This is a genomic window from Pseudonocardia sp. N23 (genome assembly GCF_002583555.1).
In the GTDB taxonomy this organism is placed as follows: Bacteria; Actinomycetota; Actinomycetes; order Mycobacteriales; family Pseudonocardiaceae; genus Pseudonocardia.
In genome coordinates this window covers 102,529-126,841 of the sequence record NZ_BEGX01000009.1, presented here as the reverse complement: position 1 = coordinate 126,841, position 24,313 = coordinate 102,529, and the positions used below count along the sequence as shown (strand labels likewise).

26 protein-coding genes are annotated in these 24,313 nt (G+C 73.8%); 17 read left to right on the top strand and 9 right to left on the bottom strand.

Features of this window, described 5'->3' with window-relative positions; translation table 11 throughout:
* Positions 1–9: 9 nt before the first annotated feature.
* The 9 genes from TOK_RS05035 (at position 10) to TOK_RS04995 (ending at position 10,499) form a co-directional block, all read left to right on the top strand.
* Positions 10–1,752 (top strand): sigma-54-dependent Fis family transcriptional regulator, encoded by a 1,743-nt coding sequence (locus tag TOK_RS05035; protein WP_098956601.1) that lies wholly within the window; start codon positions 10–12, stop codon positions 1,750–1,752.
* Positions 1,753–2,058: 306 nt separating this feature from the next.
* Positions 2,059–2,955 carry a diacylglycerol kinase family protein gene (locus TOK_RS05030; RefSeq protein ID WP_098956631.1) on the top strand — a complete coding sequence of 299 codons (897 nt, stop codon included), beginning with the start codon at positions 2,059–2,061 and terminating at the stop codon, positions 2,953–2,955.
* Between the two features lie 127 nt (positions 2,956–3,082).
* A complete protein-coding gene (locus TOK_RS05025) occupies positions 3,083–4,252 on the top strand; it encodes an AI-2E family transporter (protein ID WP_098956600.1) in 1,170 nt (389 codons plus the stop codon).
* A complete protein-coding gene (locus TOK_RS05020; RefSeq protein WP_098956599.1) occupies positions 4,249–5,088 on the top strand; it encodes a YhjD/YihY/BrkB family envelope integrity protein in 840 nt (279 codons plus the stop codon). Before TOK_RS05025 ends, TOK_RS05020 begins: the two co-directional genes overlap by 4 nt.
* Positions 5,089–5,532: 444 nt before the next feature.
* A complete protein-coding gene (locus TOK_RS05015; protein WP_253258184.1) occupies positions 5,533–7,023 on the top strand; it encodes a GAF domain-containing protein in 1,491 nt (496 codons plus the stop codon).
* Positions 7,020–7,781 (top strand): IclR family transcriptional regulator, encoded by a 762-nt coding sequence (locus TOK_RS05010; protein ID WP_098956598.1) that lies wholly within the window; start codon positions 7,020–7,022, stop codon positions 7,779–7,781. Before TOK_RS05015 ends, TOK_RS05010 begins: the two co-directional genes overlap by 4 nt.
* A gap of 156 nt (positions 7,782–7,937) precedes the next feature.
* Positions 7,938–8,366 (top strand): hypothetical protein, encoded by a 429-nt coding sequence (locus TOK_RS05005; protein WP_098956597.1) that lies wholly within the window; start codon positions 7,938–7,940, stop codon positions 8,364–8,366.
* Between the two features lie 2 nt (positions 8,367–8,368).
* Entirely contained in the window at positions 8,369–9,937 is a 1,569-nt protein-coding gene (locus TOK_RS05000; protein WP_098956596.1) for a GMC family oxidoreductase, read from the top strand.
* Between the two features lie 16 nt (positions 9,938–9,953).
* Positions 9,954–10,499 (top strand): YbhB/YbcL family Raf kinase inhibitor-like protein, encoded by a 546-nt coding sequence (locus TOK_RS04995; RefSeq protein WP_098956595.1) that lies wholly within the window; start codon positions 9,954–9,956, stop codon positions 10,497–10,499.
* 368 nt (positions 10,500–10,867) lie between these two features.
* On the opposite strand, the gene TOK_RS04990 is transcribed toward TOK_RS04995, so the two are convergent.
* Positions 10,868–11,155, bottom strand: a complete 288-nt coding sequence (locus TOK_RS04990) for a helix-turn-helix transcriptional regulator (protein WP_098956594.1) — start codon at positions 11,153–11,155, stop codon at positions 10,868–10,870.
* 67 nt (positions 11,156–11,222) lie between these two features.
* On the opposite strand from TOK_RS04990, the gene map reads away from it, so the two are divergent.
* The 3 genes from map (at position 11,223) to TOK_RS04975 (ending at position 14,050) form a co-directional block, all read left to right on the top strand.
* Positions 11,223–12,005, top strand: a complete 783-nt coding sequence (gene map, locus TOK_RS04985; RefSeq protein ID WP_098956593.1) for a type I methionyl aminopeptidase — start codon at positions 11,223–11,225, stop codon at positions 12,003–12,005.
* Between the two features lie 93 nt (positions 12,006–12,098).
* A complete protein-coding gene (locus TOK_RS04980; protein WP_098956592.1) occupies positions 12,099–12,371 on the top strand; it encodes a hypothetical protein in 273 nt (90 codons plus the stop codon).
* A 344-nt stretch (positions 12,372–12,715) separates the two neighbouring features.
* Positions 12,716–14,050, top strand: a complete 1,335-nt coding sequence (locus TOK_RS04975; RefSeq protein WP_253258183.1) for a hypothetical protein — start codon at positions 12,716–12,718, stop codon at positions 14,048–14,050.
* Here the strand turns inward: TOK_RS04975 and TOK_RS04970 are convergent.
* Positions 14,022–14,459, bottom strand: a complete 438-nt coding sequence (locus TOK_RS04970) for a hypothetical protein (protein WP_098956591.1) — start codon at positions 14,457–14,459, stop codon at positions 14,022–14,024. The two genes, TOK_RS04975 and TOK_RS04970, sit on opposite strands and share 29 nt — an antisense overlap.
* A complete protein-coding gene (locus TOK_RS04965) occupies positions 14,456–15,652 on the bottom strand; it encodes a molybdopterin-dependent oxidoreductase (protein ID WP_098956628.1) in 1,197 nt (398 codons plus the stop codon). The genes TOK_RS04970 and TOK_RS04965 overlap by 4 nt, the downstream gene beginning before the upstream one ends.
* A 131-nt stretch (positions 15,653–15,783) precedes the next feature.
* Between TOK_RS04965 and TOK_RS04960 the strand changes: the two genes are divergently transcribed.
* Positions 15,784–16,494 (top strand): response regulator transcription factor, encoded by a 711-nt coding sequence (locus TOK_RS04960; protein WP_216361855.1) that lies wholly within the window; start codon positions 15,784–15,786, stop codon positions 16,492–16,494.
* Positions 16,495–16,497: 3 nt separating this feature from the next.
* Positions 16,498–17,547: a sensor histidine kinase KdpD gene (locus TOK_RS04955; protein ID WP_098956589.1), complete on the top strand. Its 1,050-nt coding sequence runs from the start codon at positions 16,498–16,500 to the stop codon at positions 17,545–17,547.
* Positions 17,548–17,552: 5 nt separating this feature from the next.
* Here the strand turns inward: TOK_RS04955 and TOK_RS04950 are convergent, their stop codons facing one another.
* From TOK_RS04950 to TOK_RS32360, 6 genes are all read right to left on the bottom strand, one after another.
* Positions 17,553–18,182, bottom strand: a complete 630-nt coding sequence (locus TOK_RS04950; protein WP_253258182.1) for a bifunctional 2-polyprenyl-6-hydroxyphenol methylase/3-demethylubiquinol 3-O-methyltransferase UbiG — start codon at positions 18,180–18,182, stop codon at positions 17,553–17,555.
* Complete coding sequence (locus TOK_RS04945) at positions 18,179–18,853, bottom strand: DUF2064 domain-containing protein (protein ID WP_374754854.1); 675 nt, start codon at positions 18,851–18,853, stop codon at positions 18,179–18,181. Before TOK_RS04945 ends, TOK_RS04950 begins: the two co-directional genes overlap by 4 nt.
* Before the next feature lie 37 nt (positions 18,854–18,890).
* On the bottom strand, positions 18,891–19,538 hold the full coding sequence (locus TOK_RS04940; protein ID WP_098956587.1) for a glycosyltransferase family 2 protein: 648 nt from the start codon (positions 19,536–19,538) through the stop codon (positions 18,891–18,893).
* A gap of 73 nt (positions 19,539–19,611) precedes the next feature.
* A complete protein-coding gene (locus TOK_RS04935) occupies positions 19,612–20,661 on the bottom strand; it encodes an NAD(P)-dependent oxidoreductase (RefSeq protein ID WP_098956626.1) in 1,050 nt (349 codons plus the stop codon).
* Between the two features lie 196 nt (positions 20,662–20,857).
* Positions 20,858–21,049: a hypothetical protein gene (locus TOK_RS04925; protein ID WP_098956585.1), complete on the bottom strand. Its 192-nt coding sequence runs from the start codon at positions 21,047–21,049 to the stop codon at positions 20,858–20,860.
* A 190-nt stretch (positions 21,050–21,239) separates the two neighbouring features.
* Complete coding sequence (locus TOK_RS32360) at positions 21,240–21,722, bottom strand: CoxG family protein (RefSeq protein ID WP_172457414.1); 483 nt, start codon at positions 21,720–21,722, stop codon at positions 21,240–21,242.
* A gap of 237 nt (positions 21,723–21,959) precedes the next feature.
* On the opposite strand from TOK_RS32360, the gene TOK_RS04915 reads away from it, so the two are divergent.
* The 3 genes from TOK_RS04915 to TOK_RS04910 all read left to right on the top strand — a co-directional run bounded on the left by TOK_RS04915 (position 21,960) and on the right by TOK_RS04910 (position 24,304).
* Entirely contained in the window at positions 21,960–23,324 is a 1,365-nt protein-coding gene (locus TOK_RS04915) for a ferric reductase-like transmembrane domain-containing protein (protein WP_098956584.1), read from the top strand.
* Positions 23,321–23,482, top strand: coding sequence for a hypothetical protein (locus TOK_RS32355; protein WP_172457413.1), 162 nt, complete (start codon positions 23,321–23,323; stop codon positions 23,480–23,482). The genes TOK_RS04915 and TOK_RS32355 overlap by 4 nt, the downstream gene beginning before the upstream one ends.
* 186 nt (positions 23,483–23,668) lie before the next feature.
* Positions 23,669–24,304, top strand: coding sequence for a TetR/AcrR family transcriptional regulator (locus TOK_RS04910; RefSeq protein ID WP_098956583.1), 636 nt, complete (start codon positions 23,669–23,671; stop codon positions 24,302–24,304).
* Positions 24,305–24,313: the final 9 nt, after the last annotated feature.

Here is a 24,313-nt window from a genome sequence, read left to right as displayed (position 1 = left end):
GAGGCAACGATGCGTCGAGACGAGGTCAGGAATCTGCCGGCCCTGTCGTCGGCCGAACGCGAGCTCATCCGGTCGCGCCGGGAGGCGTTGGTCGGGGGCGGGCTGCTGAGCGCACCGCCGGGCGCGGCAGGGGTGCCGCAACACATCGAGAAGAGCTGGCGACGCTGCATCGGTGACAAGGTCCCCGCAGCCGCCACCGACATCGGGTACCGCGACCCCGGGGACGCGCTCCCCGCTCTGCGCCGAGCCGCCGGACCGGTGTTCGAGCGACTGCGTGACAGCTTCGCCGAGGTGCCCGTCGCGATGGTGCTGGCGGACGCCGAGGGCCGCATCGTCATGCGCCACGTCCCGATCCGCCGCCAGCGCGATGTGATGGACCGGGCCAGCGCCGCCGAGGGTTTCGACTTCTCCGAGCGTTCCATCGGCACGAACGGCATCGGCACGGTCCTGATCGAGCGCAAGCCCGTCCTGGTCCGCGGCCCGGAGCACTACAGCACGCTCCTGGAGCAGCTGACCTGCGCGGGGACCCCGATCGTCGAGCCGTACACCGGCCGGCTCGTCGGCAGCTTCTCACTCGCCAGCTCGCTGCGGGACGTCCATCCGCTGATGACCGTGATGGCAGGTGACATCGGCCGCCAGATCGAGGACCGCATCCTCGACGAGGCCGGCGACCGGCACCGTGGACTGGTACGGGCCTACCTGGCGCTCGACCGGGTCTCGGGGCCCGCCCTGGTCGTCGACGACGACACCGTCCTGGCCAACCGGCCGGGGCTCGCACACACCGGGCCGGAGCTGCACGCCGTGCTCTGGCAGTACCTGAGCGAGCACGCCACGACCGGTCCCGGACGGATGCGGGTCCCGCTGGCCGACGGGCTGCACGACGCCCTCGTCGAGCCCATCGACGAGGGCGGCAGGCGGGCGTTCAGCGTGCGTCCCCTGCCGCACCGGGCACCGTCGGAACGCAGGAGCGGCCCTCGCCCGCCCCACGCTCCGCTGCACGACGATCCCGCTGTGCACAGGGAGCTCGAGGTGGCGGTCCGCCACGGCGAGACCCTGGCGGTGACCGGCGCGGCCGGGACCGGGAAGCTGCGGACGGCGCTGCGGGCCCTGCGCGAGCGGGGTGCCGGGGATCCGCTGGTGGCCGAACCACAGCTGGACCCCGGATGGTTCGACGCCGCCCGCTCGGCCACCTCCACGGGGCGTGCCGTGATCGTCCGGCGGGTGCACGCCGACCCGGTGCCCTCGGCGGCGCAGCTGCAGGCGCTGATCGACACCGGGGCCCCCGTCGCGCTGACCGCGGACCTCGACGCGGCCGACGACGACGCTCTCGCCGTCGTCCGCCGGGTCGCCACCACCGTGCGGCTGCCCTCCCTCGACCAGCGTCGTGAACGGATCCCCGCACTGGTCCGGGCGACGCTGGCGGCCCTGCCGGAGCCGGAGTCGGCCACCACCCTGTCCGCCGCGGTGTGGGAACGGCTGGCCGGCTGGCGCTGGCCGGGGAACCTGGCCGAGCTGGACATGACCGTTCGGCTGCTCGCCCGGCGGGCGAGGGGCCGCATCGTCGAGGTCGACGACCTGCCCGACGAGCTGCGGACGGCACGTCCGACGTCGGGCCTGATGGAGTCCGCCGAGCGGGACGCGGTCGCGGAGGCGCTACGCGCTGCCGAGGGCAACCGGAGCAGGGCCGCAGCAGCGCTCGGGATCGGCCGCAACACCCTCTACCGGAAGATGCGGGAGTTCGGGCTCACCTGACGGACCGTGGATGCAGCGCACCCCGGACGCTCGCCCCTGTCGATGGTGGCGAGCACGATCTCGTCGCCGAACATGACACCTCCGCGTCACTGGTCCGCGTCTGCCGGCACTCTGCGCCATGGTGCTGCAGACGTACATGCGGCCGTGCGGAGGGGCGGCGGATCGCGACCGACCGATGGGTCCCACCTCCGCCACCGCGTCCGCCGCACGCGGTGACGACCCTCGGGAGGGCGCGGCAGCGAGCGCGGCCGACGGCGCGAGCGGGTACAAATGGGCTGAGTCTCGCGCGAGGACAGGATGCAGTCGATGACCATCCAGACCGACAGCCCGTTCGACCACGTCGTCCTGATCTTCAACCCGCACAGCACCGGACCGGCCGCCGACCTGGCCGAGGAGCTCCGCGCCGACCTCGACCGCCGGCTGCCGGGAGTGCCGGTCACCCTGAGGCCCACCGAACACGCCGGTCACGCCCGCGACCTCGCCCGCGACGCGGCCGCCGTCCCGCGGTCGTTGATCGTGTCGGTGAGCGGCGACGGCGGCTACAACGAGGTCGTCGACGGGGTGCAGCAGGCCGAGGGGAGCGACGCGGTCTGCGCGGTCATGGCCGCGGGCAACGCCAACGACCACCGCAGTGCCACCCGCGACCGCCCCCTCGGCGACGCCATCGTGGCGGGCGAGGTCCGCCGTCACGACCTCCTGCGGCTCACGATCGGCGAGGGACCCGACGCCGTCGTCCGCTACGCGCACTCCTACGTCGGCCTGGGGTTGACGCCGATCGTCGCCGTAGACCTCGAGAAGGGCGGCAAGGGGTCACTGCGGGAGATCGTGTCGGTCGTGCGGACGTTCGGGCGGCTCCACCCGTTCACCGTCACCCTCGACGACGGCACCCGGCGCGACTTCGACAGCCTGCTCTTCGCGAACATCCGGCGGATGGCGAAGTACGCGACGCTGAGCGACGCCGGCCGGCCCGACGACGGCCGGTTCGAGGTGATCGCCTTGCCGCACGTGTCCCGGTGGAAGGTCCTGGGCGTCGCGATCAGGGCGGCGGTGCGCGGGCTCGGGAGGCAGCCCAGCGCCACCCACTACGGGTTCGTCGTCCGGCAGCCGACCCCGATGCAGCTCGACGGCGAGGTCGTCGAGCTCGACGCGGACACCCGGGTGCAGGTCGACATCGCGGCGGGTGCGCTGGTGACACTGGGCTGATCGGGCCTGAGCCCGCCGCGCGCCTGACTACAGCGTCCACACGAGCCGGTCCGCACTGCCGACAGTGGACAGTCGGTCGACCCGGGGCGGACGAGGCAGGAGCGGTGCGAGGTGGGATCGTCGCCGCATGACAACCGTCCGCCCTTCCCCCGAGCCCCGCTGGATGCTGCCGCGGGGGCTGATCGTGGTGCTCGGACTGGCCGCGTTCGTGATCATCGTCGCCGGGCTGCAGGGCATCTCGTCGATCCTCGCCCCGACGCTGCTCGCCCTGGTCCTCGTGATCGGCGTGCATCCGCTGACCGGCATCCTCCGCCGCCGCGGGGCGCCGATGTGGCTCGCCGTGACGGCCACCCTCGTGGCGGTGTTCGCCGTGGTCATCGGCCTGGCCGCGGCGTTCGCGCTGTCCGTCGCCGAGCTCGCGTCGCTGCTGCCCGCCTACCAGGACCGGTTCGCGACGCTCATCGCCGACGTCACCGCCTGGCTGCAGCAGCTCGGTGTCGGGCCCGACCAGTTCCGGGCGGCACTGGACGGGCTGTCGTTCGGCACCCTCCTGGGGATCGTCAGTGACATCCTGGCCGGGCTCGCCGGCACCCTGTCGAACCTGCTCTTCCTGCTCTTCGTCGTCGCGTTCATGGGACTCGACGCCCTGCACTTCTCACACCGGCTGGAGGGCCTGCGCGGTGAGCGCAACGCGGTCGTCGCCGCGCTGGGCGACTTCGTCCACGGGACCCGCAGCTACCTGCTCGTCACGACGGTGTTCGGGCTGATCGTCGCGGTCGTCGACGGCGCCCTCCTCTGGGCGCTGGGGGTGCCGCTGCCGCTGCTGTGGGCGTTGCTCGCGTTCGTCACCAACTACATCCCGAACATCGGCTTCGTGATCGGGCTGCTGCCGCCCGCCCTGCTGGCGCTGCTCGAGGGCGGCCCGCAGCTGATGATCATCGTGGTCGTGGCGTACGTGATCATCAACTTCGTCATCCAGTCGGTGATCCAGCCCAAGTTCCTCAGCGATGCCGTGAACCTCTCGCTGACGTTGACGTTCCTGTCGCTGGTCTTCTGGTCGTTCGCGATCGGCCCGCTCGGCGCGGTGCTGGCCATCCCGCTGACCCTGCTGGCCAAGGCGCTGCTGCTCGACGCCGACCCGGACACCCGCTGGATCTCCGGGCTGCTCTCCAGCGGACCCGCACCGGAGCCGCCCGGCCCCGCCCCCGCGGTGGACGACGCACCGCCCGCCCTCGGCGCCGACCCCGACCCCGATCCCGCCGACCCCGATCCCGCCGCGGACCGCGGCCCGGCGTGACCTTCGGCGCCCGCCGGGACCGGATGCTGAGCCGCTACGGGGGCTCGCTCGTCGTCCGCGCGTCCCGGCGCATGATCGGGATCGGTGGCTACGACCGGGCGCTGGCCCTGTCCGCGCAGGCGTTCGTGGCGCTGGTCCCGATGCTGGTGGTGGTCGCGGCGGCGCTCCCTGACGACGCGCAGGGCGCGGCCGAGCAGACGCTGTTCGCCGGGCTCGGCCTGTCGGAGAAGGCGGCGGCAGCGGTGGCGGAGCTGCTCGACCGGCCTCCCGACGCGGGCGGGACCACCGTCGTCGGGGTGGTACTGCTCGTGCTGTCGGTGCTGGGCTTCACCAGGACGCTGCAGCGGACCTACGCGGCGGCGTGGGGGCTGCCGTCGCGCGGCGTGTGGGGGCTGGGGTACGGGCTGCTCGCGGCCGTCGCCCTCATCGTCGAGTTCGTCGCCCTCACGGTCCTCGGGCCGCTGCTGGCGATCGTCCTCGGCAGCTGGGCGACCGGCGTGGTCGCGCAAGCGACCGGCGCGACACTGCTGTGGTGGCCGGTGCAGTACCTGCTGCTCGGGGGGCGGGTCGGCTGGCGGCCGCTGTTGCCGGGGGCTGCGCTCACCGGGGTGGGCCAGGCCGTCGTCGTGGTGGTGTCGGGGCTCTACCTGCCGCTCGTGGTCGGGCGCGAGGCGGAGCGCTACGGACTCGTCGGGGTGGCCGTCGCGCTGCTGTCGTGGCTGGTCGTGCTCGGTCTGCTGCTCGTCGTCTCGGCCGTGCTCAGCGCAGAGCTCAGCAGCACGCGGCCCGCGTCGGTGCCCGACCCCGGACCCGACGACGGGGGCTCGGCCGGCTGACGGCGGCCGCCGGCGCCGGACGACCGGCCCGGGTGGTCAGGAGCCGGGGGTCTTCGCGACACGCACGTGGGATCACGGTCGGCATTCCGTGGCAGAACCGACCCGAGGGGCGTCCGAGTACGTGCGGTCGCGACGCAGGATTCCGCACGTGCGATTCCCGACGAACCCCCGCCGCAAACTTCTCGGCACGATTGTCGGATTCCGTCCGGGCGTCGCGCGATCGGTGGACGTCACCGTCACCGTCACCGAGGTCGACGGCCGGCACGGTCGACTTCAGCACCGCGCAGCCCTGACGCATCGCCGACCACGTGTGCCGCGACGTGCACGTCCCCGGTCCGGGGACTGTCTCAGGCTGAGACTCCGGTCATCACCCACGGAACATCGGCTGTGTCACAGTCGACGCGTCGGGCACAACGCGACGGCGCGTCGAGGCGGGGGTGGCGGGTGGACGAGCAGGTGGAGCTGTCGGACCGCGAGCAGATCGCCCTGCCGCGGCGGGTGTCGGGCGCGCCCACGGTCCCGTCGCGGCTGTCGGAGTCGTGGCGGCGCAGCGCGACCTACGGCATCTCCCTCGACTCGGTCAGCCCGGTGTTCGCCGGCGGCGTCGACGAGGGCTCGCTGTTCTACGAGTGCGGCCAGGAGGTCTTGGCCAGCCTGCACGGCACGCTGGCCAACGAGCCGGTGAGCCTGATGCTCACCGACGCCGAGGGCCTGGTGCTCAGCCGGGTCTGTGCCGAGCGGTCGTTGGTCCGGGCGCTCGACGCCGTCCATCTCGCGCCGGGCTTCGGCTACGCCGAGCGCGACGCGGGTACGACCGGCCTGGGGCTGGCGCTGGCCGACAGGGCACCGTCGCTGGTGCGTGCGGACGAGCACTACTGCACCGGCCTGTGGGGCTACACCTGCGCGGCGGTCCCCGTGACCGACCCGGTGACCGGCGAGCTCGTCGGCAGCGTCAACCTGACGACCTGGGCCCAGCAGTCGGACAACCTGCTGCTGGCGCTCGCACAGATGGCAGCGGGCAACACCGCGGCGTTGATGCTGGCGCGCGGCCGGGGCCGGACCCCGCGCCCGGTCGCCCGGGGCGAGGTGTTCCGGGTCCAGCTGCCGCACGCGGACGACGGCGTCGCGCTGCCCGAGCTGTCGGACGCGTGGAACACCGCGCTCGCCGAGGTCCAGACGGCGCTGGCACAGGGGCGGGCAGTCGGGGTGCTGGGGGAGACGGGCGTCGGCAAGACGACGCTGCTGGCTGCTGCGCACCGCGCCCTGCGTCCGTACGACCGGGTGCTCACCGCGCGCCCACCGGAACCACAGGACGCGCAGTCGTGGCTGTCGCTGTGGGGCCCCGAGGTGGGCAAGGCGAACACCGGCGTCATCCTGGGGCGCGTCGACTCGCTGCCGCTGTGGGCGGCCTCGGAGCTGGCGGACCTGTTCACGACGACCGCGACGCGGGTCGCACACCCGTTCTCGCTGACCGCCCGCCGCCACAGCGGCGTCCCGGCCCCGCTGGCGGCGGTGTTCGACACGTTCGTCGAGCTCCCGGCGTTGCGGCACCGCCCCGACGACGTGCTCCCGCTGGCCCACCACTTCGGCAAGGTGGCCCGTGGCCGGTCGGTCCGGTTCACCGCGGCCGCGGCCCGCGCGCTGACGAGCTTCCACTGGCCCGGCAACGTCGCGCAGCTGCGCGAGATCGTGCGCGAGGCGGCGACGCGCGGCGACGTCGTCGACGCCCGCCACCTCGCCGCAGAGGTGTTCAGCGGCGCGAACCGCAGGCTCACGCGGCTGGAGACGATGGAGCGCGACGAGATCGTGCACTGCCTCACCGAGCCGGGCGCGACGGTCGCCGGTGCGGCCGCGAAGCTGGGCATCAGCCGGGCGACGATCTATCGCCGGATCGCCCAGTACGGCATCCGCACGCATGGCCGGGACGCCGGATGAGCGTCGCGGCGGCCACGCTGGCCGAGCCGCCTGGGCTCATCGCATCCGCGCAGCGCGCGCTACGGGTCCTGGAGGTGGTGGCGGCGGCCGGCGACGGGATCGCCGCGAAGGCCGTGGCCCGCCGCGCCGGGTACACCCTGGGCACGACGTATCACCTGCTCAACACCTTGGTCCACGAGGGATACCTGGTCAGCCTCGGGCACGGCCGCGGCTTCGGGCTGGGGTGGAAGATCGGTGGCCTGTTCAGCCGCCTGCGCGAGACCGTCGACGCCGGTGACGAGGTGCGGGCCGCACTGCGCGAGCTGCACCGCCGGACCGGGGCGGCCGTGTACTTCGCGGTGTTCCGGGCGGGGCGGGCCGTCGTGGCCGAGGCCGTCGGTCCCGCCGCGGTCCGGACGGGGGAGTTCGACCGCGGACTGCACGAGGCGTCGCACGCTACGGCCTTCGGCAAGGTGATGCTCGCGGCGCTGCGCCGCGACGAACGCCGCGCGCACCTGGCCGCGGCCGGCCTGCTGTCGAGCGACCGCCTCGAGCAGGAGCTCGCGCAGGTCGCGCGGACCGGTCTGGCCCACGAGGTGGGGGAGTTCCGAGCGGACCTGGCGTGTGTCGCGGCACCGGTGCGGGGACCGGACGGCCGGGTCGTCGGCGCCGTCGCACTCTCGGAACCGACGCCGTTGTTCACAATTCGGCGTACAGATCTGCAGAACGCTGTGCGGGCCGGGGCAACACGCGTCTCGGCCGTTCTCGAAACGTCCTGACGCACTGATCCCACCACGAAAGCCCGCCGACGCGGGCTCCTTCGGTGTGCGCGTGAGCAGGGGAAACAAGTTTTCAGGTGAGCCGGAATCTCACCTCTTGCCATGATCGACCGGAATTGTGACAGTGGAGTTCGGACGCAGGAAAGGATGGGTTACATGACCGGTCTGATAGCCGACCGACAGCGGCGCACGCTCGTCGATCTGTTGCGGGTCGCATTTCCGCACGACAATTTCCCGCTCGGCGCCTACGAGCGGACCGCGCAGGCGGTCCTCGACAAGGCCGCGGGCGACCCGCGGCTGCACGGCCTGCTGGTGCAGGGGCTCAGCGACGTCGACGAGGAGCGCGAGGTCCCCTTCTCGGAGCTGCCGGCGGCCACCGCGGCGCTGGTGCTGCGCGGTCTCGACCGCACCCCGTTCCTGACCGGCATCGTCGACGTCGCGGTGGTCGCGCTCTACGACGACCACGAGGTGTGGGAGATCCTCGGTTACGAGGGTGCCTCCTTCGACAAGGGCGGTTACATCGACCGCGGTTTCGACGATCTGGACTGGCTCCCCGATCCCAGCATCGACAACGAGGTGGCGTAGTCATGACCCGATTCGACTACGACGACTCCGACGTGGTGGTCGTCGTCGGTTCCGGAGCCGGTGGCGGAACGGTCGCCAACGAGCTGTGCCGGCGTGGCATCAAGGTCGTGGTGCTCGAGGCCGGACCGCACCTGACCGGCGAGGACTACCACCAGGACGAGTGGCAGGCCTTCGGCCAGATGGCCTGGACCGACCCGCGGACGACGTCGGGCAGCTGGCGCGTGGCGAAGGACTTCCCGAACCTGCCGGCGTGGATCGTGAAGGCCGTCGGCGGTACCACGACGCACTGGGCGGGTGCCTGCCCACGGTTCAAGCCCCACGAGTTCGCCGCCCGCACCACCTACGGCGACATCGACGGCGCGAACCTGCTGGACTGGCCGATCGACCTGACCGAGCTCGAGCCGTACTACGACAAGGCCGAGATCAAGATGGGGGTCACCCACCGCCACGGCCGGCCCCCGTTGCCGGCCAACAACAACTACAAGGTGTTCGCCAACGGCGCGGAGAAGGTCGGCTACCGCAAGTACGCCACCGGGCCGTACGCGACCAACGCCGAGCCCTACGACGGCCGCCCCGCCTCGATCCAGGACGGCTTCAACTTCCAGGGTGACAAGAACGGCTCGAAGTGGTCGACGCTGGTCGCCGAGCTGCCCAAGGCCGAGAAGACCGGCAACCTCGACCTGCGCCCCGACAGCCACGTCGCGCAGATCCTGCACGACGCGAGCGGCCGAGCCACCGGTGTGCTCTACGTCGACCGCAACGGCACCCTGCGCCGCCAGCGCGCCGCCGTCGTGTGCATCGCCGGCAACTCGATCGAGACGCCCCGGCTGCTGCTGCTCTCGGCGTCGGCGCAGTTCCCCGACGGTCTCGCGAACTCCTCGGGCCAGGTGGGCCGCAACTACATGCGCCACACCACCGGAACGGTGTGGGGGCAGTTCGACAAGCCGGTCCGGATGTACCGCGGCGAGACGATGGCGGGAGTCATCGCCGACGAGTCGCGGCTCGACACCGACCGCGGTTTCGCCGGCGGCTACTACATGGAGACGATCGCCCTCGGGCCCGCGTTCTTCGCGAAATTCGTCGCCCCCGGAGCGTGGGGTCCGAACCTCACCGAGATCGTCGACGGCTACCTCAACACCGCCGGCATGTGGATCGTCGGTGAGGACATGCCACAGGAGACCAACCGGATCACCCTCAGCGGCGACACCGTCGACCAGTACGGGCTGCCGGTGGCCAACGTGCACGTCGACGACCACGCCAACGACGTCGCGATGCGTGCGCACGGGCTCCGGCAGGGGGCCGCGGTCTACGAGGCGGTCGGGGCGTCGCGGACCATCGAGACCCCGCCGTACCCGTCGACGCACAACCTCGGCTCCTGCCGGATGAGCCGGCGGCCGGGGGAGGGCGTCGTCGACCGGTTCGGCCGCGCCCATGACGTGCCGAACCTGTTCGTCACCGACGGCAGCGTCTTCACCACCGGCGCGGCGGCGAACCCGACGCTCACCATCGTCGCGCTCGCCATCCGGCAGGCCGACTACATCGCCACCGAGCTCGCCGCGACGCTCGCCTGACCGATCGGAGGCACACATGACCACCGCAACGGCCGCACCACCCGACCCCTACTCGTTCCTGCCGGACCTGCCGGCGTTCACCCTGAGCAGCACCGACGTCGCCGACGGCGTCCCGCTGGCGAGTCCGCAGGTCAGCGGCATCTTCGGCGCGGGCGGCCAGGACCGCTCGCCGCAGCTGACCTGGCGCGACTTCCCGACGGCCACCCGCAGCTTCGCCGTCACCTGCTACGACCCGGTCGCCCCGACGGGCAGCGGGTTCTGGCACTGGGCCGTCGCCGACCTGCCCGCGGACACCATCGGGCTGCCCGCCGGTGCCGGTGACCCCGACGGCGCGGGCCTGCCGCAGGGCGCGATCACCCTGCCCAACGACGCGGGGCTGCGCCGCTACCTCGGCGCCGCCCCGCCGGAGGGCCATGGGGTGCACAGCTACCACTTCGTCGTGCACGCCGTCGACGTCGCGACGCTGGGCATCCCGACGGGTGCGACCCCCGCGTTCCTCGGGTTCATGCTGTTCACCCACACGCTGGCGCGGGCGCGGATCACCGCCGTCTACGAGAGGTGAGACCGTGCGTGGCGACGACCGTCGGTGGTCGTCGCCACGGCCCCCGGGCGAGGTCCCGGATGCGTGAGCGCACAAGCGGGACTGCCGGACCGGCATCCGGTCCGGTCCCGGTGGTCAGCCGGCGCGGGGGAGTACCGCCGCGTGCATCTGTCGGCCGAGCCATGCCTCGAGGCGTGACCCTCGCGCCGTCGAACCGACAGGCACCGGAGGACGAACGGATGGGCGGCATCGCCGGGGCATCAGGACGCCGCCCATCCCTGCCCAGTTCAACGACCTCGATCCGGCCGAGGAGCGCGGAACCACCCGCCCGGGTGGTTCCGGTCACATACCTCGCGACCGGCCTCGGCGTGTCGGGCGGGGCCCGCCGTTCACGGGTGGTCTGCGGTGACCGCGCGTGACCGGCGGCGGTCTCCGGCACGGCTGATCTCCGACCACACCTCGTCGAGGGAGAGGCCCAGGACGTCGGCGATCGCGGCGATGGTCGGGAACGCGGGGGTGGCGACGCGCCCGGACTCGATCTTGCGCAGCGTCTCCGGGGAGACTCCGGCGTCGAGCGCGGTCTCGAGCATCGATCGTCGGCCGCGTGCACGGCGCAGGAGTGTGCCGAGGCGTTGCCCACGCTCGACCTCGGCGGGGGTGAGCGGCAACCTGACCATGACGCCGATAGTAGTACCGGGATAGTATGGCCGGGATACTTATTGGTACACCGAGTTGGGTGTTGCATTGATCGAGATCCTGAATCCTGCCGACCTGCCCCGGGCCAGGCGGGCCGGCGCGCTCGTCGCCGACATCCTGCAGGCGACGAGGAGTCGCAGCGAGGTCGGTACCAACCTGCTCGACATCGACGGCTGGGCCCGGTCGATGATCGTCGACGCCGGCGCGCAGTCCTGCTACGTCGACTACGAGCCGTCCTTCGGGCGCGGGCCCTTCGGGCACTACATCTGCACGTCGGTCAACGACGCGGTGCTCCACGGCAAGCCCTACGACCACACGCTGGCCGACGGCGACCTGGTGACGCTCGACCTGGCCGTGTCGCTCGATGGGGTCGTCGCGGACTCGGCGGTCAGCTTCGTCGTGGGCGACACGACTCCGCCGGGCAGCATCGCGATGATCCGCGCGACCGAGCGGGCGCTGGGCGCGGGGATCGCCGCGGCCGCGCCCGGGGCCCGCATCGGCGACCTCTCCCACGCCATCGGCACGGTCCTCGAGGCGGAGGGCTACCCGGTCAGCACCGAGTTCGGCGGGCACGGCGTCGGCTCGACGATGCACCAGGACCCGCACATCCCCAACAAGGGCCGGGCCGGGCGCGGGTACAAGCTGCGCCCCGGCCTGTTGCTGGCGCTGGAGCCGTGGATCATGGCCGACACCGCCGAGCTCGTCACCGACGCCGACGGCTGGACGCTGCGCAGCGCCACCGGCTGCCGCACCGCCCACAGTGAGCACACGATCGCCATCACCGACGACGGCGCGGAGATCCTCACCCTGCCCACGCGGTCGGGTCCCTGACCCGACACCGCGGTCCGGCTGGGGGCGTCGGCGCGTCGGAGTCGGTCTCGCGGGGCCGCTACGCTTCGGGCTGCCGACGACGAGGGGACCGTTGTGCACGGGGAGAACGTCGTCGTCGCCGAGACCTACGTGTGGTCGGACTACCCGGGCATGCGGGCAGGGCGGCTGTATGCGGGCAAGCCCGACCTGACGAGGCACGCCGGCGGACAGACCCACCTCGCCGCCGGCGACGACGCCACGCGGACCCTGTGCGGACTGCCGCGCAGCCGGTTCCCGCACACGTTCCCCGCGGCCCGGTCGCTGAGCAGGCGGGCGGACCCGTGCGAGTCCTGCCTGCCCGGGGTCCGTCCCGGTCCACCGGCCTGACCAGCGTCGCGCGGGTGTCGGGCAGCGTGGTGTACGGCGAGTCCACCCCGGCGAAGCTCGCCGTGCCGCCCGCGATCGCGGTGAGGAATCCGTCCACCCCGGACCGCGCCTGCGCGGCGCGGCTGACGACCTCGATGAGACCGGCCTCGGCGCTCGATGCGCGCGGCCGGTCCGGCGTCGCAGAACAGTGGGGATCGCATGGTCGCCTCGGGTGTCACGTGGGATCGGCCGGTACCGACGATAGGCGTGTGACGTGCGAGGATCCGCCAGGATATGCGCCTCGTCAGCACCTCGTAAGGGTTCGCGCGGGGTGAGCGCGCGGCTGGGCCGATAGCGTGATCGGCGTGCGCGCCATTCGGGAGCGGACCGGCCTCCGGACGGACCTGCTGGTCGTCGGGGGCGTCGTCGCGCTCGCGGTCGCGTCGGTCGTCGTGGGGCGCCGGCTGCTGGCCGAGGGCGTCGACATCTTCCTGGTGTGGCCGCCGCTGCTGGCGGAGTGGCTGCCGCACGTCGGGCCCGGCACCCCGGCCGCGGTCGTCGTGGCGGTCGCGACCGTCACACGGGGGCCGGACCTGGCCGCGCGCATGCGGTGGGCCCCGCTGCTGTGGGCGGGCTGGGCGGCCGCGTTCGCGTGGACGGTCTCGCTCGCGCTGGTCGACGGCTGGCAGCGCGGTGTCGTCGAGCGGCTGACCAGCGGCGAGGAGTACCTGCACGACGTGCCGCGGGTCGCCGAGCTGGGCGGGATCGGCCCGATGCTGCGGGTGTTCTCCGACCACATCCTGACCACGGCCGTCGACCCGGCACAGACGTGGTTCTGGACGACGCACGTCGGCGGCCACCCACCGGGCGCGTTCCTGCTGTTCACGGTGCTCGACCGGGTCGGGCTCGGCTCCGGGGGCGCGGCGGGTGTCGTCGTGATGGCGATCGGCTCGTCGGTGGCGGTCGCGGTCGCGGTGACGCTGCGGGCGCTGGGGCACGAGGACCTCGCCCGGCGGGTGCTGCCGTTCTCGGTGCTGTTCCCCGGCGCGGTGTGGGTGGGGGTGTCGGCCGACGGGCTCTTCGCGGGCTGGCTCGCGTGGGGCGTGGCGCTGCTGGCGGTGGCGGCGGCCCGGCGCGACGCCAGGAGCACGGCGGTCGCCGTCGGGGCGGGCGTCGTCCTGGGCTACGCCCTGTACCTGTCCTACGGGCTCGTGCTGGGTGGGCTGTTCCCACTCGCGGTGCTCGTCGCGACCCGGCGGTGGCGGCTGCTGGTGCCCGCGCTGGTGGGGGTGGCCGCGGTGGTGGCGGCCTTCACCGCCGCGGGGTTCTGGTGGCTCACCGGCTACGCGGACGTGAAGGTCATCTACGCCGCGAGCATCGCGTCGACGCGGCCCTACGGCTACTTCGTGTGGGCGAACCTCGCGGCGCTCGCGTTCGCGCTCGGCCCGGCGACGGTCGCGGGCCTGCGCCGCACACCGTCCCTGCCCCGGGCGGCGGCGTGGCTGGTCGCTGCCGCGGTCACGGCGATCGTGCTGGCCGACCTGTCGGGGATGTCGAAGGCCGAGGTCGAGCGGATCTGGCTGCCGTTCGCCGTGTGGGCCGTCGTGGCGTGCGGGGCCCTGCCGCATCCCCGGCGGTGGCTGGTCGCCCAGGCCGTGCTGGCGCTCGCCGTCAACCACCTGCTGCTGACCGTCTGGTGACGCGCACGACCCAGACCAGCGCCGACACCGCCGTCATCGCCAGCACGAGCCACAGCCAGCGGGCGAGGAACGGCGCCTGGCCGAGCCCCGACGCCCCGAGGACGACCGGCTCGCCCTGCCGGACGATGCCCGGCAGGTAGACCAGGAACGTCAGCCCCGCGCCGAGCAGCGGCAGCCGGACGTGGTTGACCAGCGGCACCCGCGTCGCGGGCAGCAGCGTGAGGGCCCGGTCGGCGGCGGCGTAGAGCGGGAAGAGCACGAGGTCGTGCAGCAGCAGCGCGCCCACGAACCAGATCAGCATCCCGGGGATCGACGGGTGCAACGTCGGGTCGCGCAGGATGATCGTCGCCGCGTACCCGGCGAGGGCGACGCAGCCGAGGAGCCCCGCGGCGCGGGCGACGGTCCTCATCGGGCGAACCCGATCGCGGCGACCCACTTCGTGCAGTGCACCCCGGGCAGCGCCGGGACGATCACCCGAGCCGGGTAGCCGTGGTCGCGGGTGAGGTCGGACCCGTTGACGCGCAGGGCGAGCAGCGAGTCGGGGTGCAGCACCTGGCCGGCGGTGAGCGGGGCCTGGGCGAACGGGCCCTCCTCGACCGACCGCACCGACGCCCCCGACGGCTCCGGGACACCGGCGAGCGCTGCGAGGTCGCGCAACCGGACCCCGCTCCACGTCTGCTGCGTCGACCACCCCTCCACACAGGCGATCGGCAGGTCGGCGGTGTGCTGGGGGAGTGCGGCCAGCTCGTCGCGGGTCAGCTGCACGGTGCCGAGGTCGAGGTGCCAGCTCTCGCCCACCGCGCCGGGGGAGATGCCGGAGGCGACGAAGGTGCGGTTGACCGGGAAGTCGCCCGGCGCGGTGCGGCCGCGGGGGAGCAGCAGCGCGGTGGAGCGCAGCGGACCGTCGAGGGTCTGGCCGACCGTCAGCCCGGCGAGCAGCAGCGTTCCGCCGCCGACGAGGGCGAGCGCGCCGCGGCGGCTCATCGTCGGCGGATCCGGCTCGGGCGCGACGAGGCCGCCCTCGTCGGGCGGTTCCGGCACCGTCCCGGCGAGCGGGGTGCGCAGCTCGGTCCGCAGCGACCGCGACCGCAGGCTGCGCACCATCGTCGGCAGCTTGAACGCGACGTGCAGCACGAACCCGGCGATGAACACCCACGCCCCGACGTAGTGCGCGGCGTAGAAGCTGAACCCGAACACGTAGTCGTACTGGATGTTGAGCAGCCCGGTGACGATCTCGAACAGGATCCCGCCCACGAGCAGCACCAGCGTGGCCCGCTCGGCCAGCTTCAGCAGGTTCCGGTCGGGCCGGGTGAACAGCTTCGGGATCACCGACCACAGCTTCGCGAGCACCACCGGGACCAGCACGATCCCCAGCCCGACGTGCAGGCCCTGCGTCAGCCGGAACAGCCACGCCGGCCGGGTCGGCCAGTCGAAGCGCGGCAGGTGCAGGCCACCGACGTCGGCCGGGATCGGGGCGGACCCGTACGCGACCCGGTCGAGCAGCCCCGTCACGATGACCACCGGCAGGGCACAGAGCAGGACGAGGCCGAACACCGAGGTCAACCAGGGGCCCCGGATCGGGCTGCGCCAACGGATCCGCATGGTCGGCGACACTAGGACCGCCACCGCGTCGGCATCCGGGATCCGGGCGATCGGTAAGCATCCCGTGAGACGGCCTTACCGATCCGTGACGGAACCCGGCGGCGGCCCCGACCGGCGCTAGCGTGGGCCGCGTGTGCGCACACGTCCTGGTGGTCGACGACGACGAGACCGTCCGTGACGTCGTCGGCCGCTACCTCGGCGCCGCGGGTCACGACGTCGCCCTGGTCGCCGACGGGCACGCCGCGTTGCGGGCGGCCCGCGCGACCCGGCCCGACGTCGTCGTACTCGACCTCATGCTGCCCGGCCTCGGCGGCCTCGAGGTGTGCCGGGCGCTGCGCGCCGACGGCGAGCTCCCACCGATCGTCATGCTCACCGCGCTCGGCGAGGAGGACGACCGCCTCCTCGGCCTGGAGCTGGGCGCCGACGACTACGTCACCAAGCCGTTCAGCCCGCGCGAGCTGGTGCTGCGGGTCGCGTCGATCCTGCGCCGCACCGCCGCGCAGCCGGGGTCGCCGGTGCTGACCGACGGTGGGCTGCGCCTCGACCCGGCCGCCCGCGTCGCCACGCTGCGCGACCGGGTGCTCGCACTGACGACCCGCGAGTTCGACCTCCTCGCGTTCCTGCTCGCGCACCCCGGCCAGGCGTTCACCCGCGAGGAGCTGCTGTCGCGGGTGTGGGGCTGGGAGTTCGGTGACCGCTCGACCGTCACCGTCCACGTGCGTCGGCTGCGGGAGAAGATCGAGCAGGACCCGACGGCCCCGCGCCGGATCGCCACGATCTGGGGCACCGGCTACCGCTACGACGCCGAGCCGACGGGAACGCCGGCGGGAACGGGGGACTGAGCCGTGCTGACCGACCTCGCGCACGCCGTCCCGCTCGCACTGCTGTTCGCGCTGCCCGTCGCCGTGGTCGGCGGGGTGCTGCTGCACGTCATGCGGCGCAGGTCGATCACCGCCGCGATGGTCACTCTCGGGCTCGTGCCGCTGGCCGCAGCACTCGGCGGCGTCGTCGGGGTCAGCGGGCTGATGTACACCCCGCAGCTGGTCGGGACGATCGCGGTGTGCGGCGTCGTCGGCGTCGTCACGGTGCCGGTCGCGTGGTGGCTGGGGCGCCGCTTCGCCCGTGAGGCGACGTGGCAGCGAGAGGCAGACGTCGCGGAGCTCGAGGCGGTCCGTGACGCCGAGGCGGCCCGCCGTGAGCTCGTCGCGTGGATGAGCCACGACCTGCGCTCGCCGCTGGCCGGCATCCGCGGTATGACCGATGCGCTCGCCGACGGCATCGTCGCCGAGCCCGCCGACGTCGCCGACTACCTGGCGCGCATCCGCCGCGAGTCCGACCGCATGGCCGCCATGGTCGAGGACCTGTTCCAGCTGTCGCGGGCGACGTCGGCGGCGCTGAACCTGTCGCTGGTGCCCCTGGCACTGGGCGAGGTCGTGTCCGACGCAGTGGCCGCCGAAGGTCCGGCGGCAACGGCGGCGGGAATCGAGATCGTCGCGGACTCGCCACAGGTGTGGCCGGTGGTGCGCGGCAGCGACTCCGAGCTGACCCGGACCGTGCGCAACCTGCTGGCCAACGCCGTGCGCCACACCCCGGCCGGCGGACGCATCGAGCTCACCGCCGGGTTGCGCGACGACCACGCCTGGCTGCGGGTCCAGGACGGCTGCGGCGGCATCGCCGAGGAGGACCTGCCGCGGCTGTTCACCGTCGGGTTCCGCGGCGGCGGTGGCGCCCGCACCCCCGGCGAGGGGCCCGGGGCGGGTCTCGGGCTGGCGATCGCACGCGCGTTCGCCGAGGCGCACGGCGGCACCATCGGGGTCCGCAACCGGGGCCCGGGCTGCGTGTTCGAGCTGGCACTTCCGCACGCGATGGCACCGCGTGCCGCGCTGCGGGCCTGACCCGCTCACACCGCGACCAGCTCGGTGAAACACCGGCCGCCCGCGCGGGCGACCTCGCTCACCCGCAGCCCCGCGCCCGGTGCGTGCGCGTGCAGCGCCGCGGCGCCGACGCACGCCCACGGCACCGGCTCGCCCAGCGTCCCGTCGGCGCAGGTCCGCACGGTCCCGCACCACCACTCACCCGGCTGCGGTCCCGTCTCGACGAGCACCGTCCCACCCGGCGCGAGCAGCGCCACCGCCCGGCCCAGCAACCGCACCGGGTCACCACCGATGCCGATGTTGCCGTCGACGAGCAGCACGTGCGCCCACGTCCCCTCGCCCGGGAGGGGGTCGAAGACATTGCGCCGGACCATCGGGGCCCCGCGGCGCCGGCACAGTGTGCGGGCCACGGGGGAGGTGTCCACGCCCAGCGCGGTGACCCCGCGGTCGGCGAGTGCCGCGACCAGCCGTCCTGGTCCGCAGCCGAGGTCGACGACCGGTCCCGAGCACCGGTCCAGCACCCAGGTGTCCGCCGGTCCGGCCGTGGCGCGCCAGCGGCCCGCGTCCATCGGGACGACGACGCCGTCGTCGCGGTGCAGGTGCCCGGCGCGGCCGGCCAGTAGCGCGTCGAAGGGTTCGTCGACGGCCGCGGTCACGACGCGACCCCGGCGAACGCGGCGATCGACTCGACGGCCGCCGCGAACCGCGAACCCGGCACCGTCGCGGCGACGGCGCGCGCGTCGGCGGCAGTGTCCACGTCGGTCAGCTTCGGCAGGAGAGCGACACGCAACCCACTGCGGCGCAGCGCCTCCAGCGTCCGCACCCCGGTGTCGGACCGTGACGTCGGCACCTCGGCGATCGCTGCCGCGGACGCGGGGTCGTGCAGCCCGAGCGCCCACCAGCCGCCGTCGGAGGCGAGCCCGAGGACGGCGTCGGTCCCGGGGCGGTCGAGCGCGTCCAGGCAGCGCGTGAGCAGGGTGGGGTCGACCTGCGGGGTGTCCATCCCGATCTGCAGCGACGCGACACCGGGGCGGAGGGCCGCGGCGTCGGCGTGCGCGGCTGCGATCCGCGAGCCCAGGTCCGGCCCGCGCTGGGCGACCACATCGACCCGGGCGAGCGCCGCGCCGACCTCGGGCCCGTGCACCGCCGCGTCCACGTCGCCGGTGAACGCCACCACCGTCCGCGTTCCGGGCACCGCCGCCGTCGCGTCGAGGGTGTCGAGCAGCGCGGCGGCGGCGACCTCGGCGGCCTCGGCGGGCGTCGCCGGCGGGCACAGCCGCGTCTTCACCCGTCCCGGCACGGGCGACTTCGCCAGCACGATCAGCATCGCCCTCACCGCTGCTGTCCTTCCGCCGACGCCGCCCTCACCGCAGCAGCCCTGCCATGTCCCGCACCGCCCGCGCGGTCCCGGTCACCGAGCCGGAGACCTTCGACCGCCCGCCCGCGCGCCGCGAGTACCGGACCGGGCGCTCGTCGATCCGCCAGCCCGCCGACCCCGCCCGCAGCAGCAGCTCGAGCGGATATCCGAACGCGCGGTCGGTGATGCCCAGCTCCAGCAGCGCCTCGCGGCGGGCGACCCGGATCGGGGCGATGTCGTGCACGGGCACGCCGCGCCGCCGCAGCTCGGCCGCGATCAGCGCGTTGCCCGCGCGGGCATGCCACGGCCAGCTGCCGCGCTCGGGGACCCGTCGCCCGACGGCCAGGTCGGCCCGGCCCGACCCGACCGTCTCGGCCATGTCGGGCAGGGCGCCCGCGTCGAGCGAGCCGTCCCCGTCGAGGAACGCGACCAGTTCGGCCTCGGCGTTGTCCAGGCCGGTGTGGACGGCGGCGCCGTACCCGCGGCGCGGCTCGACGACCACCCGCGCGCCGTGTGCCCGCGCGACGTCCGCGGTGTCGTCGACCGATCCGTTGTCGACCACGAGCACGGGCCAGCCCGGTGGCAGCGCTGCCAGGACTCCCGGCAGCGCCTCCGCCTCGTCGAGACAGGGCAGGACGATCTCAGGACGGTACACACACCGATCTTCGATCCCGGAGGGCCGAGCGGATCGATGTCGTGTGCTTACCGATCGATGACGTCCCCGCCGGTCACCCGATCGGGGAGCGCAGCGGGTCGGTGGCGAACGCCGCCACCCCGTCGGCGAACGACGTCCGCGCCGCGAACCCGAGGCGCTCGCGGGCGAAGGCCGGGTCGGCGACGACGTGGCGCACGTCCCCGGGCCGCGCCCCGCCGACCACCTCCGGCGCCGGCCCGCCCATCGCCCGCGCCAGCTCCGAGGCCAGGTCACCGACCGTGTGCGGCTCGCCGGAACAGACGTTGGCCGCCGCGAACCCGTCGACGGGGGTGGTCAGCGCGGCGAGGTTCGCGGCGGCGACGTCGCTGACGTGCACGAAGTCGCGTCGCTGCCGGCCGTCCTCCATCACCCGTGGTGCCTCGCCCCGCTCCAGCGACGACCGGAAGATCGACGCCACCCCCGCGTACGGGGTCCCGAACGGCATCCGGGCGCCGTAGACGTTGTGGTAGCGCAGCGACCACACCGACCCGCCCGTCTGCCGGGCCCAGGCGCTCGCCAGGTGCTCCTGGGCGAGCTTCGTCGCAGCGTAGGTGCTGCGCGGGTCGAGCGGTGCGTCCTCGGGAACCAGCCCGGAGGTGAGCTCCCGCCCGCACCGCGGGCAGCGCGGCTCGAACACCCCGGCGTCGACGTCGCGCTGCGTGCGCGGTCCGGGTCGGACGACGCCGTGCTCGGCGCAGTCGTAGCGGCCCTCTCCGTAGACGACCATCGACCCCGCCAGGACCAGGCGGCCGATCCCGGCCCGGTGCATCTCGGCGAGCAGCACGGCGGTACCGAGGTCGTTGTGCGTCGTGAAGTCCGGGGCGTCGAAGGGGTCGACGCCGTGCCCGACCATCGCCGCCTGGTGACACACGGCGTCGACACCGGGCAGCAGGCGCTGCAGGACCTGCGGGTCGCGGACGTCGCCACGGACGAACTCGTGCTCCGCGGTCCACCCCGGGACGTCCGCGCCGTGCGCCTGGGGCAGCAGCGCGTCGAGCACGACCAGCTGGTGGCCTTGCGCCGCAAGCAGATCCGCGACGTGCGACCCGATGAATCCCGCCCCACCCGTGACCAGAACCCGCATCGCGGCACCGTAGCCCCCGCGGCGGGCCGGCACCGGGCGCGCCCGGACAGGTCGGCGGGAGCTCAGCCGTCGGGTGCGGTGCGGAGCGGGTCGAAGGCGGTGACCCGCGGCGGGACCCCGTCGTAGGGCTCGATCGGGACCAGGCAGGTGTGGGTGCTCGGGCCCTGCGCGAGCCCCGACGTGCCGACGTGGCGGGTCAGGACGTTCGCGTTGCCGTGTCCCGTACGGGCAGCCCGCTGATCCGCGCCGCCCACCCGGGGGTCTTGGGCACGCCGTCGGTGCGGCCGAGCAGGTGGGCGTCGAACCGGTCCCGGCCGACGGTGCACGGCTGCAGGAAGTCGGCGTCGTGCATGCCCGCGGCGACCTGCTCGTGGACGAGTACCAGCATGATCGCGACGTCGATGCCCGGCCGGGCGGGCAGCCGGTGGCGCCGAGTGCGTCGTCGACGTCGGAGTGCAGGGGGAGATCGATGCGAACTCCGCGCCCTGCCCGCGGGCCCGTCCCTGCTCGCGCAGGTTGGTGTGGCGGCCGATACCGCCGGGGTCGACCTGGGTGTTCCGGGCCGGCGGGCGTCGGTGTCACGTCCGGTCCGGCGACGGGGCCCCGAGGTGACGGAGCAGGTTCGCGGTGAACCGGTCACCGGTCCGCTGCAGCGTGGCGTTCATGCCGGCGACGACGGCAGGGGCGGTGACGCGGGCGAGCGGCAGCTCGACGCGCAACGTCAGGCTGATCCCGAGCCGGGTACCACCCGGTGCGTCGTCGAGGGAGTACCAGCCGTCGGCGCCGGTGCGTTCGACCGTGCCGGGCGGCGGGCTGTGGGCGTAGCCGATCCGGCGTCGAGGGTCGAAGGCCATCTTCTCGGTGAACGACGGGCTGATCCCGACGCCCAGCACCGACACGCCGGACATGTGCCAGCGCCACACGTCGCCGTCGGCGTCGATGCGCCGCAGCAGGGGTGTCAGGCGGGCGAGCAGGCCGGGGTCGGTGAGGGTGTCCCAGATGGCGTCGCGGTCGGCGGCGACGACGATCTCCGACGCCCGGGTGGTCGAGAAGGTGTGCATCCGGGCGGGTTCCCCGATCCACGGCCGTCCACGCCGGCTGCGGCGGCGCTGCGCCGGGCCGGGTTCCTGGCGGGACGGGCCGGCGGTCGCGTCGACGCGCAGGCCCAGCGCGTGCCGGGCGGGAGCGAGCCTCGCGTCACCCGGACGTGTGACGGCGCACCGGTGTCGCCGCGGACCGCAGGCTGATGGACTGCACCGCGTGGAACGTCGTCGTCGCCCGTGTGACCGGTTCGTACCGTGACCCGACGGGTGGTCCCGGCCGCGGCGCCCGCACGGGCCCAGTGGGAGGGCAGGCAGGCGCGGGTCGTGGCGTGGCGGCTCGGCTACCTCACCCTCGCCCTCGCCCCGCTCGCGCTCTGCCTGATCGACCTCGACCCCGGCCGCGGGTTCTGGGTCAACCTGTCGGTCGCGGCAGGGTTCGTGGCCCTGTCGTTGCTCGGGCTGCAGTTCCTGCTGGCCGCCCGCTGGCCGCGGGCGACGACACCGTTCGGCGCCGATGTGCTGTTGCAGTTCCATCGGCAGGTCACGGTGCTGATCGTGGTGCTGGCGCTCGGGCACCCGACCGTGCTGTTCGTGTGGGACAGCCGCTTCCTCGGCCTGCTCGACGTCGTCTCCGCCCCGATGCGTGCGAAGCTGGCGGTGCTGTCGGTGGTCGCCCTGCTCGTGCTGGTTGCGACGTCGATCTGGCGGACCACTCTGCGCCTGAGCTACCCGGCCTGGCAGACGCTGCACGCCGGCCTCGCGCTCGTGGTCGCGGGCGCCGCGCTCGCACACGTGATCATGATCGGCTACTACGTCGACCAGCGCTGGGAGCAGGTGCTCTGGATCGCCTACACCGCCGCGTTCGTCTGGGTCGGGGTGTACGTGCGCGTCGTGAAGCCGATCGGACGGTACCGGCGCCGGTTCCGGGTCGTCGCGGTGACCGCCGAGGGCGGCGGCAGCCACGGCCTCGAGCTCGAACCCGTGACGCCGGCGGCGGCCCGCGCGTTCGCGCCCGGCCAGTTCGCCTGGATCATGGTCGGCCGCTCACCGTTCGCGCTGACCTACCACCCGTTCTCCTACGCCTCCAGCGCCGAGCACCCCGAGCGCGTGCGGTTCGTCATCCGGGGCATCGGGCCGTTCACCGCCGGCATCGGCGACGTCCGCGCCGGGGCGGACGTCTACGTCGACGGTCCGTGGGGGCACTTCAGCCCCGATCGCGTCGACGCGTCGGCGTGGGTGCTGATCGCCGGCGGCGTCGGGATCACCCCGATGCTCTCGATCCTGCTGACGCGCCGCGACCGCGGCGACCACCGGCCCGTGTGGCTGTTCCAGGCGGCCCGCGACGAGGAGTCGCTCGTCGCGCAGGACCTGCTCGCCGAGCTCGCCGCCGACCCGGGCGTGACCGTCGTGCCGATCCTCAGCCGCCCGGCGGCGACATGGACGGGTGAGCGCGGCCGTGTCGATCCCGACCACCTGCGTCGATACCTCCCCGCCGACCTCGGCGAGGTGCACGCCTTCGTGTGCGGCCCGCCCGGCATGACCGACGCCGCCTGCGCCGCAGCCCAGGCGGCAGGCATCGCGCCGCGCGCCGTCCACAGTGAGAGGTTCTCGATGGTATGAGCAGCCACCGTGAGCTCCGCACCAGCCGCGCGGTCGTCGTCTTCGGTCTCGTGGTGCTGCTCGCCTGCATCGGGTGGGCGATCCTGGTGCAGGACGTGCGGCCCGACGCCTGCCAGGTCCAGCCGCCCCCGCCGAACGCGCAGTACCTGCACTGCTGACGCCGCCGCGATCGCTCTGTGTGGTCGGGGCGGTGACGTCGGCAGGGTCGCGGAGGCCGACGAGCCCTGGTCCCACACCATGATCGTCCGGAGTGGGCGGGGCGTTCGGCAACCGCTGACGGCGCGGCGCCGGAGTGGCACGCGACTCATTGCACTCAGTGCAGCGAGATTCCTACTCTCGATCGGGTGACGACCGAGACGCCCACCGTGCGTGACGTGCAGAAGGCGCGCACCCGCCGGGCACTGATCGACGCGGCGCTGTCGCTGACCGGTGAGCGAGGCCGCCACGGGCTGACCGTCGATGCGGTCGCCGAGCGGGCCGGGGTCTCACGCCGCACCGTCTTCAACCACTTCGCGACGCTCGACGAGATCGTGCTCGCCGCCTGCACCGAGATGCTCGACGTCCTCGTCGACGGGTTCGTCGAGGCCGCGGCCGCCGCCCCGCCCGGGCAACCGGGCCTCGCCGCGGTCGTCGATGACGTCGTCCGCGCCGTGCACGCCACCGACCTCGTCGGGCCGATGGCCTGTCTGACCCACGTCGTCGGCGCCCGCGCCGGGCAGGACGCCCGCGTCGAGGTGATCGTCGAGGCCGCGTTCGGACGGTGCCGCCGGCACCTGCTCGGTGCCGTCGCCGACCGTTACCCCGACGTCGACCCGCTCGACGCGGAGCTCGTCCTCGGCTGCCTGCTCTCCGGCGTGCACGTCCTGCACGGGCACTGGTGGGACCGCACCGGCGCCGTCGACGACGACGCGTCCCGGCGGGAGTGGGACCGCCTCCTGCACCGACTGACCACCGCCCTTCGCACCGGCTTCGCCACCTGACCCTCGTAC

What these genes read in the sequence shown, in the direction of transcription:
- TOK_RS04925 (WP_098956585.1), bottom strand. Translation starts at nt 21,049, where the DNA reads ATGCTGGTACTCGTCCACGAGCAGGTCGCCGCGGGCATGCACGACGCC.
- TOK_RS32355 (WP_172457413.1), top strand. Translation starts at nt 23,321, where the DNA reads ATGAGCAGCCACCGTGAGCTCCGCACCAGCCGCGCGGTCGTCGTCTTC.
- TOK_RS05025 (WP_098956600.1), top strand. Translation starts at nt 3,083, where the DNA reads ATGACAACCGTCCGCCCTTCCCCCGAGCCCCGCTGGATGCTGCCGCGG.
- TOK_RS05005 (WP_098956597.1), top strand. Translation starts at nt 7,938, where the DNA reads ATGACCGGTCTGATAGCCGACCGACAGCGGCGCACGCTCGTCGATCTG.
- TOK_RS04935 (WP_098956626.1), bottom strand. Translation starts at nt 20,661, where the DNA reads ATGCGGGTTCTGGTCACGGGTGGGGCGGGATTCATCGGGTCGCACGTC.
- TOK_RS04965 (WP_098956628.1), bottom strand. Translation starts at nt 15,652, where the DNA reads ATGCGGATCCGTTGGCGCAGCCCGATCCGGGGCCCCTGGTTGACCTCG.
- TOK_RS05010 (WP_098956598.1), top strand. Translation starts at nt 7,020, where the DNA reads ATGAGCGTCGCGGCGGCCACGCTGGCCGAGCCGCCTGGGCTCATCGCA.
- TOK_RS04970 (WP_098956591.1), bottom strand. Translation starts at nt 14,459, where the DNA reads ATGAGGACCGTCGCCCGCGCCGCGGGGCTCCTCGGCTGCGTCGCCCTC.
- TOK_RS05030 (WP_098956631.1), top strand. Translation starts at nt 2,059, where the DNA reads ATGACCATCCAGACCGACAGCCCGTTCGACCACGTCGTCCTGATCTTC.
- TOK_RS04995 (WP_098956595.1), top strand. Translation starts at nt 9,954, where the DNA reads ATGACCACCGCAACGGCCGCACCACCCGACCCCTACTCGTTCCTGCCG.
- TOK_RS32360 (WP_172457414.1), bottom strand. Translation starts at nt 21,722, where the DNA reads ATGCACACCTTCTCGACCACCCGGGCGTCGGAGATCGTCGTCGCCGCC.
- TOK_RS05000 (WP_098956596.1), top strand. Translation starts at nt 8,369, where the DNA reads ATGACCCGATTCGACTACGACGACTCCGACGTGGTGGTCGTCGTCGGT.
- TOK_RS04990 (WP_098956594.1), bottom strand. Translation starts at nt 11,155, where the DNA reads ATGGTCAGGTTGCCGCTCACCCCCGCCGAGGTCGAGCGTGGGCAACGC.
- TOK_RS04945 (WP_374754854.1), bottom strand. Translation starts at nt 18,853, where the DNA reads ATGCTGATCGTGCTGGCGAAGTCGCCCGTGCCGGGACGGGTGAAGACG.
- TOK_RS05035 (WP_098956601.1), top strand. Translation starts at nt 10, where the DNA reads ATGCGTCGAGACGAGGTCAGGAATCTGCCGGCCCTGTCGTCGGCCGAA.